Genomic DNA, 15,780 nt, shown 5'->3' with positions numbered 1-15,780 from the left:
CGGGTCGCCCCACTCTGCACCGACACAACGGCGCGACCGAACCCCCGGGATGCCGCACGAGGTGTCAGCGGGCGCACCCCGACCCACGATTCAGTCGCGCCTTGATGCGGGTCGCCCCACTCTGCACCGACACAACGGCGCGACCGAACCCCCGGGATGCCGCACGAGGTGTCAGCGGGCGCACGTATCGTGTTCGCATGACCTCACTCGCGCCGACACGGACCTCGGCACCGCCCACGAGTGAGCCACCGCTTCAGGATGACGTCGCGCACTCGACAACCCCACCATCCTCCGGCGCACGGTCGTCGCATCCGATCGAGACTGTCTACCGGCCCCGACACCCCCTGAACCTCGCCGCCACAGTGCTGTTCCAACGACGCGGAGCGCACGACCCGACGATGGCGACGTCCGGCGCGGTGATCTGGCGCGCAAGCCGCACTCCGCTGGGTGTGGCGACACTCGCCCTCCGGGGCTGCGCGGACGGTTCGGTGCGAGCCGCGGCGTGGGGCGAGGGCGCCGAGTGGGCCCTCGATCAGGTGCCTGCGCTGTGCGGAGGGACCGACGACACCGGCGGGTTCGAGCCGGCGCAGCATCCGCTGATCGCCCACCTCGCGCATCGTCATCCCGGCCTGCGCCTGAGCCGCACCGATCTCGTCTTCGATGCGCTCATCAGCTCGGTGTTCGAACAGAAGGTCACGGGCCTCCAGGCGTTCGGCGCCTGGCGAAGGGTCGTGACCGGCCACGGGACGCGGGCTCCCGGACCGACGCCGAGACCGATGTTCGCACCCCCGACCATCGACGGCTGGCGGCGCATCCCGTCGTGGGAGTGGCACCGCGCCGGGCTCGAGCCGCCGCAGTCCCGCACGATCGCGCGGATCGCCGCGCGAGGCACCTCTCTTGTCAGCGCCCTCCTCGCCGCACCTGACACCGAGGGTGTGGACCGCATCCTGCTCAGCCGACCAGGCATCGGGCCCTGGACCTCGGCGGAGACCCGCATCAAGGCCTTCGGAGACCCCGATGCCGTCAGCGTCGGCGACTACCACCTCGCCCACGAGGTCGGCTACGCCCTGACCGGATCACGCACCGACGATGGACGGGATGCTCGAGCTTCTTTCGCCCTGGGCGGGCCACCGGCAGCGGGTCATCCGGCTCCTGGGGGCGGGCGGCCCCCGGGAACCGCGACGCGGTGCGCGCCTTCATCCCGAAGACCACCGCTTCCGCTGACTCCGGCCCGCTCACTCGTCTTCGGGGGCGAGGTCTCCTTGCCCGGCTTCGCCGAGTCTTGCACTCAGCGGCTCGTCGCCCTGCGTCTCGGGCTGAGCCTCGGACGAGGGCGCTGCCCCGGGCTGGACGGCTGGGTTGTGCTGGTCGGATGCCGGATCGGCAGGCCGTTCGGCGTCGGGCTGGATGTCGGGATCGATGTCGACCGCGGCGTCCTCGACCGGCCCGTCGTCGGAGGAGCGCTGGGGGTCCTCCGTGGGCTCTGCTCCCTCGATAGGCGCGATCTGCTCGACGGTATCGGCTTCTTCGAGGGGGTCTCGTGCACTGTCGGTCATGTCGAGCTCCTTTCGCCATGGGGCGCGCGATCTGCGCGGCGCGTACGGCATCAGGATCCCGCGGTGGGGCCCGCTCAGCGAGGGACTTGACAGCCGGCCGCTGCCCGAGACCCCGTCGGCGTCACATCTCTTCGTGCGTGGTGGGGTCCCCGTCCCAGAGCCGCCCGCGCTCGAGGGCGGAGATCGCCGCGACCTGCTCGCTGGTGAGCGTGAACCCGAAGACATCGGCGTTCTCGCGCTGGCGGCCGGCGTGAGCGGATTTGGGAATGGGCGTGGACCCGATCTGCACGTGCCAGCGCAACACGACCTGCGTGGGGCTGACGCCGAGCTCTGTCGCCAGGTCGCTGATCACGGATTCGTTCAGCAACTCGCTCCGGCGCGCGAGCGGGCTCCAGCTCTCGGTGCGGATGCCGTGAGCGGCGTGGTACTCCCGGAGCGGCGCCTGCGGGAAGTAGGGGTGGAGTTCGACCTGGTTCACGACGGGCATCACGCCCGTCTCGTCTTGGAGGCGATCGAGCATCGACTCGGTGAAGTTCGACACCCCGATGGATCGGACCAGTCCCTCGGCCCGCAGGTCGATCATCGCGCGCCACGTGTCGACGTACTTGTCGACGCTCGGGTTCGGCCAGTGGATGAGATACAGGTCGATGCGGTCGAGGCCGAGACGTTCGAGCGATTCGCCCGCGCTGCGCCGTGCCTCGTCGTAACCGTGGTCGCGCCCGGGGATCTTGGTCGTCACGATCAGTTCGTCCCGGTCCAGTCCGCTCCGGCGGACTGCCTCGCCGACCTCACGCTCGTTCTCATAGTTCACGGCGGAATCCAGCAGCCGGTACCCGGCATGGATGGCTGAGACGATCGCGTCTGTGCCGTCTGCGCCACGCAGCCCGTAGGTACCTAAGCCCAACTGGGGGAAGGTCGTGCCATCGGCCAGGGTGAGAGTGGGGATCGAGATCATGGTTCCATCCTGCCCCTCGGCACCCGCCGCCGGGGCCGTCAGTCCAGAAGGCGCTCGAGGACGCGGATGACGCCGTGGTCGACGTTGGATGGCGCCCGGTATCGGGCGGCGGCTGCGACATCGGGATGCGCGTTGGCCATCGCGAAGGAGAAGTCGGCGGCATCCATCATGTCGAGATCGTTGAGGTAGTCGCCGAACACCGCGGTCTGCTCCGGCGTCACGTTCAGGAGGTCCTGGATGGCGCGAAGCGCCTTGCCTTTGGAGACACCCTGGTTCATGACGTCGACCCAGTGGTGCCCTGACACGACGACCTGGTGAGTCAGGCGGTGCCGCTCCAGTGCGGGCGCCGTGTGCTTCTCCCCGTCCTCGACATCGAACACCGCGACCTTGAGGATCTCGTCGTCCACGGCGAGAAGATCCTCGACGTCCATGAGCCGGGCGTAGTACTTTTCGGCCTGATCCCGGAAGGCATCGTCGGTTCGCTCGATGTATGCCGAGGCCTTGCCGCACAGCACGACACCGACCTCATGCGTGAAACCACGGATGTCGCCGATGAGGTCGATGACGAAGTCACGGTCCATGACGTCGGAGCTGAGCTCCTCGTCGCCGCGCGTCACGAATGTGCCGTTCTCGGCGATGAAGACGAGATCGTCACCGTGTGCACCGAACTCGCGCCGCAGCGTGGCGTGCTGTCGGCCACTGGCGGGCGCGAACGCGATACCCGCATCGCGGAGGCGACCCAACAGGGGCCACAGCGCCGTGGGCACCGCACCTTCGCCGTCGAGCAGGGTTCCATCCATGTCGACCGCGATCAGGCGGATCTCGCTCCCCCGACCGGCGAGAGCGTCAAGATCGGCAGGAGCGGGCGTGGATCCGTCGGCGAAGTCATCGGTCACTCATCCATCCTGCCCGAGGCACGCACCTGGACCGACGCGTCACCCCGCGACAAGATCGAGGCATGAGCCGTCACTGGAGCCCGCTTGCCCTCACGTATCTCGCACTGGCTGTCGCGGGGCTGGCCGGTACGTGGTATTTCAACGCCCTCGCGATCATCCAGTTGCGGGACTTCATCGGCGACCTCGTCACCAGCGGTCCGGCGGTGTCGTCGATCACGGTCGACCTGCTGGTCGTCGCTGTCGCGGGGTGCGTTCTCATCGTGGCCGAAGCGCGTCGACTCGGCATGCGCTTCGCGTGGCTCTACATCGTCGGTTCGGGCCTCACGGCTTTCGCCTTCACCTTCCCGCTGTTCTTGGCGATGCGTCAACGTCGGATGACGCAACTGGCGGCATCCGTCACACCGACGCCTGCGCCTCCTCGGGGGTGAGCACGCGGGCTGCGGGCCATCTCGGAGATCCGCCGATCACCCAGTAGGCGATGCCCACGACAACGGCGCCGCCGACGAGATTGCCGAGGCCTACCCACAGCATGTTGGTACCGAACGACAGCCAGGTCGCACTCGGAACGCCGGTGGCAAGCCCCAGGGTGAAGGTCGTCATGTTCGCCACGACGTGCTCGAACCCCGAGGTGATGAAGGCCAGCAGCGCCCAGAAGATCACCACGAACTTGGGGCCGTCAGTGGTCGAACGCGCCACCATCCAGATCGCGAGGCACACGAGCACGTTGCAGAGAATGCCGCGAACGAACAGTTCGATCGGCGACTCGTGCGCCTTGGCATCCAGCATCGCCTCGAGCATCGCACCCGCGGCGGGATTCGCGTGCAGAACTCCCGCCAGCGCCACGAGCGTTCCGAACAGTGCTGAGCCGAGAAGATTCGCGACGAAGGTGAACCCGAGCGCACCGAAAGCCGAGCCGGGAGACGTCGCCCGCATGAGCGTGCCCTGGGTGAGGGTCATCATCGATGACGTCACCAGCTCCGCACCGGCGAAGACCACGAGGGTCAGCGCGACGCCGAACACCAGCCCGCTGACGAGTTTCGCCCACCCGGCGCCGGCCTCGGCCAACGGGCCTGCCGCGTTCAGCATCAGGACGACGGCGATGCCGACGTAGGCGCCGGCGAGCATGCCCGACACGGTGAAGCGCAGCGGATGCCGCATCCCCTCGATCTTGTGGATCGCCGCGTCGGCCTGGAGTTCGAGGGTCTGTTCGATCGTGCGCACACGAGCACGATAGCCATGTGGTCAGGCCACAGCGAGGGTCGAAAGTCCCCGGCGGACCGAGGTCGCTACATGCGCACGATCAACTTGCCGGGAACGTGCCCGTCCTCGAGCTCCGCAATCGCCGCGGGCGCGTCGGCGAGACCGACCTCTCGATGGATGACGCTACGCACGCTACCGTTGCCCAGCATCGACGCAAGAAGGGCGAGATCGGCTCCTGACCACGTCGCGTTCACCCCGACGACCCGCTCCCGGCGGAATCGACTCGCGATCAACCCCCCGAAGATCCGTGTCGCAGGGCCCAGGAGCCGGCCCTCGCCCGGACCTCCCACGAGCACCAGCGACCCGCCCGACGCGAGCAGGCTCCGCAGGTACCCGATGCGTGTGCCCCCAGCGATATCGACGATGACGTCGAACCGCTCATCCAGGTCTTCGACCTCTCCCCGCGTGTAGTCCAGGATGCGGTCCGCCCCGAGGTCCGCAACCCACGACGCGTTTCGGCCACTGCAACTCGCCACGACCCGACCGGCGCCGAGGGCGCGGGCTATCTGCACGGCGTAGTGCCCCACGCCGCCCGCCGCACCGAGGATCAGCACGCGGGAACCCGCCGCCATGCGTCCCCGATCGCGGAGCGCCTGCAACGCTGTCAGCCCGGCAAGCGGCACCGCGGCGGCATGCGCGGGCTCCACATCCTCCGGGATCGGCACGAGGTACTCGGCCCGCGCCGTCGCCGATTCCGCCAGCGAGTTGCGCGCGACGCCGAACACCGCATCCCCTACGGTCAGGTCCACGACCTCGCCGCCCACCTCTGTGACGACACCTGCCACATCCACTCCGAGTCCCGGGTTGCGCGGAGAGCGCCAGCCAGACGTGGGACGCATGAGCCACGGCAGGCCGCGCATGTGATGCCATTCGAAGGGGTTCAGCGACGCGGCGGTCACTCGCAGCCTGACTCGCCCCGGTTCCAGCGGTTCAGGGTCGACGTCCACGACCTCGAGCGTCTCCGGCCCGCCATAGCGAGAGCGACGAATGGCGCGCATGGTGATCCTCCTAGGTCGCAACGGACGGCCTTACGTTGTATGGCTATCCGCGAGGCTAGTCTTACACCGTAAGCTCGTCAAGTCGCCGGGGAGGTCGCCAGATGTCGATGCCCGACGATGCGCCTGACACGACCCGTCGACCACTGACTCGCGACAGCATCCTTTCCGCTGCGCTCGAGCTCGTCGACACAGAAGGCCTGGACGCACTGACGATGCGGGCCCTGGGTGCCCGCCTCGGCGTGGAGGCGATGTCGATCTACCATCACCTGCCGTCCAAGCAAGCCGTCATCGACGGGATCGTCGATCTCGTCTGGGCCGAGGTCACCCTGACCGGTGAGACGCGCGACTGGCGCAAAGCGGTGCGCCGAACCGCCCGATCGGCGTTCACGACGCTACTGCGTCACCCGTGGGCGAACCGTATCCGTGCGACCAGCGGCGGGCCGGCACGGATGGCCTACATCGACGCCTCACTCGGGCACCTGCGGCGCGCGGGCTTCACACCCGAGCAGGCCTTCCACGCCCATCACGTCCTCGAGGCATACATCCAGGGGTACGTCATCCAGGCCCTCGACTTCGCTCCGACGGATGCCACCGCCGAACGGGAACAACGCGACGCCGCCATCGCCTACCTCGAGCAGGTCGGGCACACACATCTCATCGAGCACGTCAGCCTGCACGCCGCCGACCAGGGGTCCGGTTTCGACTTCGGTCTGATGCTGCTACTCGACGGTCTCGATGGGCGCCTCGAACGCCCAGAATCTCAGTAGCGCCGGCTGGCAAGCACGCGCGCGGACTCCCGCGTCGCCGACGCGTTGCGCACGCCCGCGCGGGACCCGGCGAGCTTCGCGGCGATGTGCTCACCGACGGTGACCGGCTCGTACAGATCGGGGTGCTCGGCATCGACGCACGCGGCCAGCGTCTCGATCATGGCGTCGACGTTCCCGTCGTGGAAGAAGGCCGCCGACCGGCGCCGTTCGATCGTGCCGTTGATCACGGGAGGCTTCACACGATGCAGAGTCGAGGTCCACCGCTCATTGGTCCAGCGGGCGGTGATGTCGCCGAGATTGATGAGGAGCGCGTCATCGGCCGGCGCCACGTCGTTCCACGACCCGTCAGCGCCGAGCACCTGCAGACCCTTCACCTGATCGGCCCAGAGGATGGTCACGATTCCGTAGTCGGTGTGCTCGCCCATGCCGATCAGGTCGCCGTCGAGGGTCACATCGGTCCCGGGCGGGAGCGCATAGTTGTTCATGCGCATGACGTCGAGCGAGTGATCGGTACGGGAGGCGAAGAACTCCGGGTCAAGCCCCAGCGCGTCGGCGAAGATCCGCGTCATGACGCGGGCGACGCGGGCCGCTTCGGCGAAGTAGGCCTCCACCTGCGTCTGGAAGCCCTCGACCGCGGGCCAGAGATTCTCGGCATAGTCGGGCTGCGGGAGTTGCGCCATGTGTGGGTAGGTTGCAGCGGATGCCCCGATGTTGAACGCCTCGAAGAAATCGTTCATGCGGCTCGCCTGTTCCACGCCGAGGCTGAGACTCAGAGACTCCGACTTCGGCGGGCTATATCCGCGGTTGATCTGCGGCGGCGTGCGGTAGGACTTCTTCGTCTCGAGGTCGAGCGCGAAGAAGGCATCCATCGCCTCGGTGAGCCCGCGGATGACGGCATCCGGGATACCGTGCCCGGTGATCTGGATGAATCCGACAGTGCGGCAGGCGTCGTCGACGCGGCGGGCAACCTCCGCCTTCGCGGCGGGCGTCCCGTCTGCCACGTACGCGGTGATGTCCACAAGGGGGACCTGGAATGTCATAGCAACTCCTTCTCGAGCCGCTTCACGCTTTCCATTCACCCGCCGGACGCGGGCTTTCGCTTTCATGAGCGTTGCGCGTCACGATACGCGGGGCTCGTTTCACTCGCGTTACGCGGCCGCCGGCCTCGCAGCCGCCGGCTCGCTACTCTGACAGCGAACGACTGAGAACGGAGAGGGTCGCGGCCTGCGCGGCACGCGCGCTCTCACCTCGGCGCGCGACCAGCAGCCCCACGACGGACTCGGTCACGAGCATGAGCGCGGCACGGGAGGTGTGGACGAGCTCGTCGTGGAATGAGTCGTTGACCGGGGCGACGATGAGTGAGACATCCGCGGCTTCCGCGACGGGTGAGCGGGGAAACGAGGTGATCGCGAGGACCCTCGCGCCGCTCGCACGTGCTTGGGTGACGACATCGAGCGATGCCCGGTTCGCTCCCGACCCGGACACGACCAGGCACGCCGACCCCGGGCCGAGATGCCCCGCGGCGATCTGCTGCCCCAGGGTGTCGGGCATGTACTCGGCCGGCCTACCCGCAGAGGTCAGGCGCATCGCGAGGTCGATCCCGAGCGGTGAGGACAGCCCGTTCGCCGCAACGAGCAGGCGCTGCGCATCGTCGATATCGCGCACGAACGCGTCGAGGCCTTCCTCCGTGAGCGCAGAGACGGTGTGGCCAAGTCGCGATGCGAACCGGTCGACGGCTCCCCGAAGGGCGCCGAGCATCGTCCCATCCGTCTCGGTGACGTCTGCGCCGGTGAGGGAAACCTCACGCGCGAGGGCGACGCGCAGCTGCGGGTACCCCTCATAGCCGAGCGACTGCGCCGTGCGGATGACGCTCGCTCGCCCGACGCCGACGATGTCGGCGACTTCCTGTGCGGTGCGCTCGATCGCCGACTCGATGTCAGCTGCAATGGACTCGGCGACACGTCGTTCAGTCGGCTGCAGCGACGGAGCGAGCATCGCGATACGCATCGTCGGCGGCGTCTCAGCGGATCCCGACCACATCCTGGCGTCCTTTCGAGGATCGTCTGGTCCCGCGCACCCGGGCGCCCTGCGTGATCCGGCGGCGTATCGCCCCCGAGATCGCATCGATGGTCATCGTCGCGACGACCACCACGATCAGCAGCATTCCGACGGTATCCCATTGCCGGAAGTTGGTGTAGTTGGCGAGCATGCTGCCGATCCCGCCTGCACCTACGAGCCCCAGCACCGCCGAGGTACGGATGTTGATCTCGAAACGGTACAGCGCGAACGACATCAGCGCGGGGGCAGCGGCGGGCCACAGCGCCCATCGGGTGACTTCTGCCGTGCCACCACCTGCGGCCCGCACGGCTTCGGATGCGCCCTCCTCGACCGACTCGATCGTTTCGTAGACCCATTTCCCCTGCGTGCCGATGCCCGCGATTCCAAGCGCGAGTGCACCAGTGAAAGGCGTGAGTCCCGTGATCGTGAGCAGCAGCAGCGCGATGATCACTTCGGGGAGCGCACGGATGACGGCGAACAGGCCCCTCAGCGGCATCCGGATCCAGATCGGGCCGACACCCCGCGCTGCCAGCATCCCGAGCGGGATCGAGATGACAACACAGAGGATCGCGCCGATCCACGCCATCGAGATCGATCGCCACGTCTCGAACAGCGCCCGAGGAAGCTTCTCCCAGTTGGGATCGGCGAACATCAGTGCGCCGTAGTGGAGCAGCTCGCCCGGAATCGCGCCGACGTCGCTCCAGTCGATCGGAAGCCCCACGACAGACAGGAGGACGACCAGCCCCACAGCGACCGCCGTGATGGTCGGACCGAGGCGGGATGGATGCGGCGGCAGCTCCAGACCGAGCGCTCGTGCCGAGGCTGACGCGCTCACACCAACCGCCTTCTCAAGTAGTTGGAGAACACCTCGATGAGAACCACCACGACGAGGATCTCCAAGACGATCAGCGAGACGTCGTCGTAGGCGTAGAAGGCGCGACGCTCATCGAGCAAGCGCCCGATGCCGCCGGCACCGACGATGCCGAGGATCGCTGACACGCGCACATTCAGTTCGAGGGTGTAGAGCCATTGATTGGCGAACAGGGGCCAGGTCTGCGGGAGGGCCGTGACTCGGTTGATCTGGGCCTGGGTGCCGCCGGCGGCGCGCCCAGCCTCCATGTAGGGGTGATCGGCGGAGTCGATCGCCTCAGAGACGAGCTTCACGACGATTCCGATGTCGAAAAGGAACAGGGTGATGACACCCGGCAGAACCCCGACACCGATCATCGCGACCAGCACCGTCGCGTAGACGAGGTCGGGCACGGATCGGACGACGTTGATCACCGCCCGGACGAAGCGCCGGGAGAGGGCGTGCGGGTTGGTCGGCACCGCCGCCCAGAGGGTGAGTGGAACCGAGACCAGCGCAGCGAGGAATGCGCCGACCACCGCCATCTGCAGCGTCTCGAGCATCGGACCGATCGTGCGCGGCAGGAACGAGAAGTCCGGTTGAAGGAACTGGACGAGGATGCCGGAGCCGTTGCTCCAATTGCGGATGATCGCGCCGAAGTCCAACTCGATGCCGCCGATGGCAGGAATACAGGTCAGGGCTGTGAAGCCCGCGACGGCGAGCACGATCAGGGCGACACGCGCGCGATTGCGAGGCCGCGGTGGCAGGGTGTACCGCGGGAGGACCTGACTCATCGGTCGAGCCGATCGACCGGCTGGATCGGGCGCCCGTAGATCTGCTCGAAGTCGGCATCCGTGGCGTCGGCCGCCAGGCCGTCGTAGACGAGCTCACCACCGCGCAGTCCGATCATGCGGGTCGTGTACTGGCGTGCGAGGTCCATGAGGTGGATGTTGACGAGCACAGTCAGCCCGTCCTCGACGTTGATACGACGGAGGTCGTTCATGACGGCATGGGCTGTCGGGGGGTCGAGGCTCGCGACCGGCTCATCTGCGAGCATCACACTCGGTTGCTGTGTGAGTGCGCGAGCGATCGCCACGCGCTGTTTCTGCCCTCCGGAGAGCTGACCGGCCCGCGTCCACACCTTCTCGAGCATCCCGACGGAGTCCAGCGACTGGAGCGCGAGCTCTCGGTCGACAGCCGAGGTCAGCCCGAGCACCGTGCGATAGGTCGACGTGTGTGCGAAGCGACCGACAAGGACGTTGCGGTAGACGCTGGCCCGATCGGCGAGGTTGAAGCCCTGGAAGATCATGCCGATGTGCCCGCGCAACTGCCGCAGCCGACGGCCGCGCAGACCCGTCACGACTGACGGGCCGACAGTGATCGTTCCGCTCGTCGCCGGCACAAGACCGTTGATCGCCCGGATGAGGGTGGACTTCCCCGAGCCGGAAAGACCGACGATCGACACCATCTCACCGGCGGCGATCTCCAGGCTCACGCCACTGAGGGCGCGGGTGCCGTTGGGGTAGACGACCGAGACGTCTTCAAGGCTGATCGCCCACGGTGTGGCGGTCGAGGCGACGGCGGGCGCGGAGGCCGAGGGGTTGCCCCCGGCCTCCGCGCGCTGCGGATCAGTGTGCATGCACCGACTCCTTGCGGGAACCTCGCGGTTCGGTCAGTTCCGGAACTGGGAGAGGATCTCGCCGTAGCGGGTGATCTGCTCGGCGGCGGTCTGGTCAGTCCAGTCCGAGAGCCCGACCAGGTCGAACATGACGGTCTTGGCTTCGTCAGACGAGTCAGCGTAGCCGTCCATGAGGGAGGTGAGCTGGGCCACGAGGTCCGCGGGGAGCGTGGACGAGACTGCGACGCCGCCGTTGGGAATCATGTCGGTGTAAGCGAAGGCCACGACCTTCTCGGCGACATCCGGCGCCTCCTCCGCGACCGTCGTGCGGGCATCCCAGTAGGCGAAGCCGACCTCTGCGTCACCGTTGTAGACCGCGAGTACGGCGTTGTTGTTGCCTTCGACAGGGATCTGCGTGATCCCGTTGTCGGTGTCGATTCCGGCCTCGCGCATTGCCACGACGGGGTACTGATAGCCGGCAGGAGACGTCGCCGCCTGCAGGGCAACTGTCGTGCCATCATCGATCTTCGTCAACGCGTCGAGCGCCTCGGGACCCTGGCCGGACGCATTCTCCCCCGCCGACTCGATTCCGTTGCAGTACGACAGCTCGATGCCGCTGGCGGCATACGTCGACAGCTCGGGAGCTTCGGCACAGTACTTGTCGGGGTTGTTCGTGTATGCGACCGACGCATACGAGGTAGCCCCGAAGCGCACGTCGCGCAGGATGAGCTGGGCGTCGTAGCGCTCCATGGCGTTGTAGAGCGAGCCGGCGTCGGTGATGATCACCTGCGCCTGGTCGGTTCCGAGCGCCTCGACCGTGGCGGAGTAGTCGGTGGCGACGACGCCGTTGACCTCGATGCCGAGGTTCTCGGACAGGTACGTCGTGAGCGGGTCCAGCGCTTCGGCCAGATCTTCGCCCTCGACAGAGGGGACGAGCGAGATCGTGATCTCCTCGGGCCATGCCGTATCGGCCGAACCCGACGCCGACGAGTCGGGTTCGGTGGAGCAGCCGGCGAGGGCAAGGGCGGCAATGGCCGCGATGCCCGTGACCATCAGGGACTTGCGCATGTCAGGGATGCCTTTCGAGTGGGGTGGTGCGGGAGGGACTGGACACCGCGGATGCGGCCCAGGATTCGATATCGGAGTAGAGGTCGGAGAGAGTCGTGCCGCGCATCGTCACCGGCGCGCTCGCGCGAGCGGCGGTCGCGCCCACGAGCGCAGTGTCGGCACCGAGTTCCATCGCGGGCGCCAGGTCGAGTTCGACGATGTCGCCGACCGAAAGCACGGGTCCCGCTTCGAGGGCGTGCGCGAGAATCGGCCGGAGCCCGTCAGGCTTGCCGACAGTGAAGTGCAGCGCATCGAAGGCCTCCGCGACTCCCCACGCGGACAGCAACGGCACGATGCTGTCGCTCGGTGCGTTGGTGGCGAGAATGATCTGCGCATCGCGTCCGACTCGGTCGAGGAAAGGCGCGAGCCTTTCGGGTGCCATCACGGGTGCGTCCGCCGAGCCGAGCGCGGCGCGCGATGCGGCGTATGCCTCATTGAGGACGCCCGCATGGATTCCAGCCTTCGCAGCCAACGACCCGACGACGTCGTAGCCGTCGCGATAGAGATCGGTGTCGCCCGCTTCGAAGGCTGCGAGCGCGGACACCGCCAGGTCGAGGAAGACCGTGTCACCGGAGCGTCGGGCGATCGCACGCGCGTAGGCGACGATCGGACCCGCACCGAGGGCGAGGGTACCGTCGAAATCGAAGACGATGGTCGGTGTCACTGCTCTGCTTCCCCGCCCACATCGATTGGGACGTTGCGTCCATACTTGCATCGGTTTGTGGACGCTGCGGCCACAGCAGGTAAACAGCTCGTGAAATCCAGGGCCCCACCATCGGCAGGTGCCCGTCTACGCTGGAGGCGTGTCGGACGCCTTGGACGCTGCATCCGCCCGCGCCGGCGAGAATCCGCGTGCCACGTTGGATGAGTTCTCCTGGCTCGGCGCCGCGATCGATGATGACGCAGCGGCGGGGCGCTTCGCCGCGTGGGGAACATCGTCAGTGATCGACGAGTTCCTTCGCCAGCCGGTCGTGACCACCGACCTGTTCCAGGCGCTTCACGAACGGGCAGGGATCGACGCCCTCTGGCCGGTCGGGAACGCGGGGCTGCTCCACGTGTACGGATATCTCCTCTCTCGAGTCATGACACCGTTCGGGCGCAAGCGCGACCGGTGGATCGCGGGCGATCTCGCGCGCCTGTGCGGCCTGCCCCCCGACGAGTTCCTGCCGTGGGTGCGTGAGAGCACCCTCCTCGAGCGCGTGACGGCAGCCGCGACAGGTGTCCTCGACCACAACCTCCGCCGCACGGAACGATTCGGCGAACTCAGGTCGCGGATCGCGCTGACCGACCAGCAGGGACCCGCCGCACTGGCCTACGCCGTGGAGACACCCACGGTCGGCCGTCGCATCATCACGATGTTCCCGGTCTCGGATGCGGCGGCACTGCTCACCCAGATCGACGAGGACGAACCGCGTCTTCGCTGGAACGCCGCACTGCCAGAGCAAGACCTCAGCGCACGCTGAGGCTCTCGCGCACCGACCGACGCAACACCTTGCCGATCTGCGAGCGTGGAAGATCGGGGACCTCGACGATGCGCTTGGGGACCTTGTAGGCAGCGAGATGAGGTCGGACGAAGTCGCGCAGGCCCGTGGAGTCGAAGTGCGCGCCCTCGCGCATCACCACGGCCGCCACGACATCCTCACCACCCGAGGATCGCCGGATGCCGACAACCGCCGCAGCCTCGACATCCGGATGCAGCACGAGCACCTGCTCGACCTCGCTCGGGCTCACGTTGTAGCCGCCTGTGATGATGAGCTCCTTCACGCGGTCGATCACCGTGACGAAGCCATCCTCGGCGACCGTGACGATGTCGCCCGTGCGCAGCCAGCCATCCGGGAGAAGGGCCGCGGCGGTCTCCTCGGGGCGCTCCCAATAGCCCTGGAAGACCTGCGGACCCCGGATGAGCAACTCCCCGGCCTCCCCCATTTCGCGGTCGATGGTCGGGTTGTCGGGATCGACCACGCGGATCTCCGTGCTCGGAAACGGCACGCCCACGGTGCCGGGTCGTCGGGTGGGGCCGATGGGGTTTCCCAGGGCGACAGGCGAGGACTCCGTCATGCCGTAGCCCTCGACGAGCAGGCCGTCGCTGGCCTCCTCCCACCGTGTGACTGTCGGAATCGGCAGACCCATCGCCCCCGAGATGGCGAACCGGATGCTGCGCAGGTCGATCCTTCGGTGAGCCGCCGCCCGGGCCAGCGCGTCGTAGACGGGCGGGACGGCGGGAAGGAACGTCGGCGGCGAGTGCTTTACGGCAGCCACCACTGCGTCGACGTCGAACCGAGGGAACAGCACGATGCGCGCCCCGATCGAGATCGCGAAGGTCAGGCACAGCGTGAGGCCGTAGGCGTGAAAGAGCGGGAGCACGGCGTAGAAGGTTTCGGCGCCTTCGCGCAGACCCGGCACCCACGCGCGGCCCTGAGCCGCGTTCGCGCGCAGATTCCGATGGCTGAGGATCGCGGCTTTCGGGGTTCCGGTCGTCCCGCTCGTCAGCTGCAGCAGCGCGATGTCATCGAGCGTCGGCGCTGCGACCTTCTTCGAAAGACGACGGGTGCCCGTCAGCGTCTTCCACGCCACCAGCTTCTTCGCGGTAGGTCTGGCCGTCATCGCAGTACGCGTCTCCCGCGCAGCGGGGACGGGGAGCTTCAACGCAAGGCGCTTGCCGAGTGGGAGCGCATCCGGCATCCGTACCGACACGATCGTGCGCGGCCGAACATCTGAGGGCATCTCGGCGATCGTGTCGGCGACCTTGTCCCACACGATCGCGGCGACAGCGCCGTGCACCTCGAACTGATGGCGCAGTTCTCGAGCCGTGTACAGCGGGTTGTGCTCCACGACGATGGCTCCCAGGCGCAGGACCGCATAGAACGCGACGACGTGCTGCGGACAGTTCGGCAGCACCAGCGCCACCCGGTCCCCCGCGACGACCCCCTGCTTGCGCAGTCCGTTCGCGACCCGCTCAACCCGCTCCCCCAGCTCGGCGTAGGTCGTCTGCCTCCCGAAGAACTCCAGCGCGACCTCTTTCGGATAGCGGGAGACGGATGCCGAGAGTAGATCGACGAGAGTCTGATCGACCGGATCGATCTCCGCGGGCACACCGTCGGCGTAGGCGGAGAGCCAGGGTCGATGTGACAGCGGTGACCAGTGGTCGGACAGGTTCGGGATGCTCATCGTCTCTCTTCCGATCGGCAGCGCGGGCCAGTCTAGGCAAGCTCGTACGTCCCGTCGGGCATACGTCGGGGCACGCGCACGGGGGTCGCGGCCGCGCTGGGCGGTCTGGCACCATGTCGCGATGGCCGATTCCGAGAACAGCCAAGATCCGACCGACCTCGACATTCCCCTCGGACGCGACGAACTCGTCATCCGGAACCGCTACGAGACCCTCAGCACCGCCAATGACTTCCTCATCGGCGTGATGTTCGTCGTCGGGAGCGTCCTGTTCCTGTCCGAGTCGACCTCGACAGTCGGCACGTGGTTCTTCATCGTGGGCAGCGTGCAGTTGCTCATTCGGCCGAGCATCCGCCTCGCTCGGCGCGTACAGCTCCAGCGTTTCGACAGCCCGGACAGGACCGACCATGGCGGGGACTACTGAGCGGCTGCACAGCGCCGGCGCACCCGTGAAAGAAATCACAAAAAGATAACGACGAGGTCTTCCCTTCCGTTACCTCACCGTTATAGAGTGCTTGCACGGTAGTTGTTTTGCTGTGGCAGCTACCGGCAT

The 15,780-nt window shown here is 67.5% G+C and carries 17 protein-coding genes; 5 read left to right on the top strand and 12 right to left on the bottom strand.

All coding sequences use genetic code 11. The features are described from left to right. The first annotated feature begins 197 nt into the window (after positions 1–197). Positions 198–1,646 (top strand): DNA-3-methyladenine glycosylase family protein, encoded by a 1,449-nt coding sequence (locus tag LL236_RS14450; protein WP_228179531.1) that lies wholly within the window; start codon positions 198–200, stop codon positions 1,644–1,646. A gap of 31 nt (positions 1,647–1,677) precedes the next feature. Here the strand turns inward: LL236_RS14450 and LL236_RS14445 are convergent, their stop codons facing one another. Then, positions 1,678–2,511, bottom strand: a complete 834-nt coding sequence (locus LL236_RS14445; protein ID WP_228179530.1) for an aldo/keto reductase — start codon at positions 2,509–2,511, stop codon at positions 1,678–1,680. Between the two features lie 38 nt (positions 2,512–2,549). Beyond that, entirely contained in the window at positions 2,550–3,407 is an 858-nt protein-coding gene (locus LL236_RS14440; protein WP_228179529.1) for a Cof-type HAD-IIB family hydrolase, read from the bottom strand. Between the two features lie 62 nt (positions 3,408–3,469). Here LL236_RS14440 and LL236_RS14435 point away from each other — a divergent pair, with 62 nt between their 5' ends. After that, positions 3,470–3,835, top strand: coding sequence for a DUF2834 domain-containing protein (locus LL236_RS14435; protein WP_228179528.1), 366 nt, complete (start codon positions 3,470–3,472; stop codon positions 3,833–3,835). On the opposite strand, the gene LL236_RS14430 is transcribed toward LL236_RS14435, so the two are convergent. Then, the gene (locus LL236_RS14430) at positions 3,804–4,628 is read right to left on the bottom strand and encodes a formate/nitrite transporter family protein (RefSeq protein ID WP_228179527.1); all 825 of its coding nucleotides are present in this window, start codon (positions 4,626–4,628) and stop codon (positions 3,804–3,806) included. The two genes, LL236_RS14435 and LL236_RS14430, sit on opposite strands and share 32 nt — an antisense overlap. A 65-nt stretch (positions 4,629–4,693) precedes the next feature. Beyond that, on the bottom strand, positions 4,694–5,665 hold the full coding sequence (locus LL236_RS14425; protein WP_228179526.1) for an NAD(P)-dependent alcohol dehydrogenase: 972 nt from the start codon (positions 5,663–5,665) through the stop codon (positions 4,694–4,696). A gap of 101 nt (positions 5,666–5,766) precedes the next feature. Here LL236_RS14425 and LL236_RS14420 point away from each other — a divergent pair, with 101 nt between their 5' ends. After that, positions 5,767–6,432, top strand: a complete 666-nt coding sequence (locus tag LL236_RS14420) for a TetR/AcrR family transcriptional regulator (RefSeq protein ID WP_228179525.1) — start codon at positions 5,767–5,769, stop codon at positions 6,430–6,432. On the opposite strand, the gene LL236_RS14415 is transcribed toward LL236_RS14420, so the two are convergent. The 7 genes from LL236_RS14415 to LL236_RS14385 form a co-directional block, all read right to left on the bottom strand. Then, the gene (locus LL236_RS14415; protein ID WP_228179524.1) at positions 6,426–7,472 is read right to left on the bottom strand and encodes an isopenicillin N synthase family dioxygenase; all 1,047 of its coding nucleotides are present in this window, start codon (positions 7,470–7,472) and stop codon (positions 6,426–6,428) included. The genes LL236_RS14420 and LL236_RS14415 overlap by 7 nt on opposite strands. Positions 7,473–7,614: 142 nt before the next feature. After that, entirely contained in the window at positions 7,615–8,472 is an 858-nt protein-coding gene (locus tag LL236_RS14410) for a MurR/RpiR family transcriptional regulator (protein WP_228179523.1), read from the bottom strand. Next, complete coding sequence (gene phnE / locus LL236_RS14405) at positions 8,453–9,325, bottom strand: phosphonate ABC transporter, permease protein PhnE (protein ID WP_228179522.1); 873 nt, start codon at positions 9,323–9,325, stop codon at positions 8,453–8,455. Before phnE (LL236_RS14405) ends, LL236_RS14410 begins: the two co-directional genes overlap by 20 nt. After that, positions 9,322–10,131: a phosphonate ABC transporter, permease protein PhnE gene (gene phnE / locus LL236_RS14400; RefSeq protein ID WP_228179521.1), complete on the bottom strand. Its 810-nt coding sequence runs from the start codon at positions 10,129–10,131 to the stop codon at positions 9,322–9,324. Before phnE (LL236_RS14400) ends, phnE (LL236_RS14405) begins: the two co-directional genes overlap by 4 nt. After that, positions 10,128–10,976 carry a phosphonate ABC transporter ATP-binding protein gene (phnC, locus tag LL236_RS14395; RefSeq protein ID WP_228179520.1) on the bottom strand — a complete coding sequence of 283 codons (849 nt, stop codon included), beginning with the start codon at positions 10,974–10,976 and terminating at the stop codon, positions 10,128–10,130. The genes phnE (LL236_RS14400) and phnC overlap by 4 nt, the downstream gene beginning before the upstream one ends. A 33-nt stretch (positions 10,977–11,009) precedes the next feature. Then, complete coding sequence (gene phnD / locus LL236_RS14390; RefSeq protein ID WP_228179519.1) at positions 11,010–12,023, bottom strand: phosphate/phosphite/phosphonate ABC transporter substrate-binding protein; 1,014 nt, start codon at positions 12,021–12,023, stop codon at positions 11,010–11,012. 1 nt (position 12,024) lies between these two features. Further along, the gene (locus LL236_RS14385; RefSeq protein WP_228179518.1) at positions 12,025–12,726 is read right to left on the bottom strand and encodes an HAD family hydrolase; all 702 of its coding nucleotides are present in this window, start codon (positions 12,724–12,726) and stop codon (positions 12,025–12,027) included. A 139-nt stretch (positions 12,727–12,865) separates the two neighbouring features. On the opposite strand from LL236_RS14385, the gene LL236_RS14380 reads away from it, so the two are divergent. Next, the gene (locus LL236_RS14380) at positions 12,866–13,525 is read left to right on the top strand and encodes an amino acid deaminase (RefSeq protein ID WP_228179517.1); all 660 of its coding nucleotides are present in this window, start codon (positions 12,866–12,868) and stop codon (positions 13,523–13,525) included. On the opposite strand, the gene LL236_RS14375 is transcribed toward LL236_RS14380, so the two are convergent. Continuing rightward, a complete protein-coding gene (locus tag LL236_RS14375) occupies positions 13,512–15,230 on the bottom strand; it encodes a long-chain-fatty-acid--CoA ligase (protein ID WP_228179516.1) in 1,719 nt (572 codons plus the stop codon). The two genes, LL236_RS14380 and LL236_RS14375, sit on opposite strands and share 14 nt — an antisense overlap. A 121-nt stretch (positions 15,231–15,351) precedes the next feature. Between LL236_RS14375 and LL236_RS14370 the strand changes: the two genes are divergently transcribed. Then, positions 15,352–15,651, top strand: coding sequence for a YrhK family protein (locus LL236_RS14370; RefSeq protein ID WP_228179515.1), 300 nt, complete (start codon positions 15,352–15,354; stop codon positions 15,649–15,651). The last annotated feature ends 129 nt before the right edge of the window (positions 15,652–15,780 follow it).

It is taken from the genome of Microbacterium schleiferi, assembly GCF_020781975.1.
Lineage (GTDB): Bacteria > Actinomycetota > Actinomycetes > Actinomycetales > Microbacteriaceae > Microbacterium.
The sequence above is the reverse complement of the archived record's forward strand: the minus strand, read 5'-3'. Positions and strand labels throughout refer to the sequence as shown.

Excerpts from the sequence above, each read along its gene's own strand:
- LL236_RS14375 (WP_228179516.1), bottom strand. The coding sequence starts at position 15,230 with ATGAGCATCCCGAACCTGTCCGACCACTGGTCACCGCTGTCACATCGA.
- phnD (WP_228179519.1), bottom strand. The coding sequence starts at position 12,023 with ATGCGCAAGTCCCTGATGGTCACGGGCATCGCGGCCATTGCCGCCCTT.
- LL236_RS14410 (WP_228179523.1), bottom strand. The coding sequence starts at position 8,472 with ATGTGGTCGGGATCCGCTGAGACGCCGCCGACGATGCGTATCGCGATG.
- phnE (WP_228179521.1), bottom strand. The coding sequence starts at position 10,131 with ATGAGTCAGGTCCTCCCGCGGTACACCCTGCCACCGCGGCCTCGCAAT.
- LL236_RS14425 (WP_228179526.1), bottom strand. The coding sequence starts at position 5,665 with ATGCGCGCCATTCGTCGCTCTCGCTATGGCGGGCCGGAGACGCTCGAG.
- LL236_RS14445 (WP_228179530.1), bottom strand. The coding sequence starts at position 2,511 with ATGATCTCGATCCCCACTCTCACCCTGGCCGATGGCACGACCTTCCCC.
- phnC (WP_228179520.1), bottom strand. The coding sequence starts at position 10,976 with ATGCACACTGATCCGCAGCGCGCGGAGGCCGGGGGCAACCCCTCGGCC.
- LL236_RS14420 (WP_228179525.1), top strand. The coding sequence starts at position 5,767 with ATGTCGATGCCCGACGATGCGCCTGACACGACCCGTCGACCACTGACT.
- LL236_RS14450 (WP_228179531.1), top strand. The coding sequence starts at position 198 with ATGACCTCACTCGCGCCGACACGGACCTCGGCACCGCCCACGAGTGAG.
- LL236_RS14415 (WP_228179524.1), bottom strand. The coding sequence starts at position 7,472 with ATGACATTCCAGGTCCCCCTTGTGGACATCACCGCGTACGTGGCAGAC.
- LL236_RS14435 (WP_228179528.1), top strand. The coding sequence starts at position 3,470 with ATGAGCCGTCACTGGAGCCCGCTTGCCCTCACGTATCTCGCACTGGCT.
- LL236_RS14370 (WP_228179515.1), top strand. The coding sequence starts at position 15,352 with ATGGCCGATTCCGAGAACAGCCAAGATCCGACCGACCTCGACATTCCC.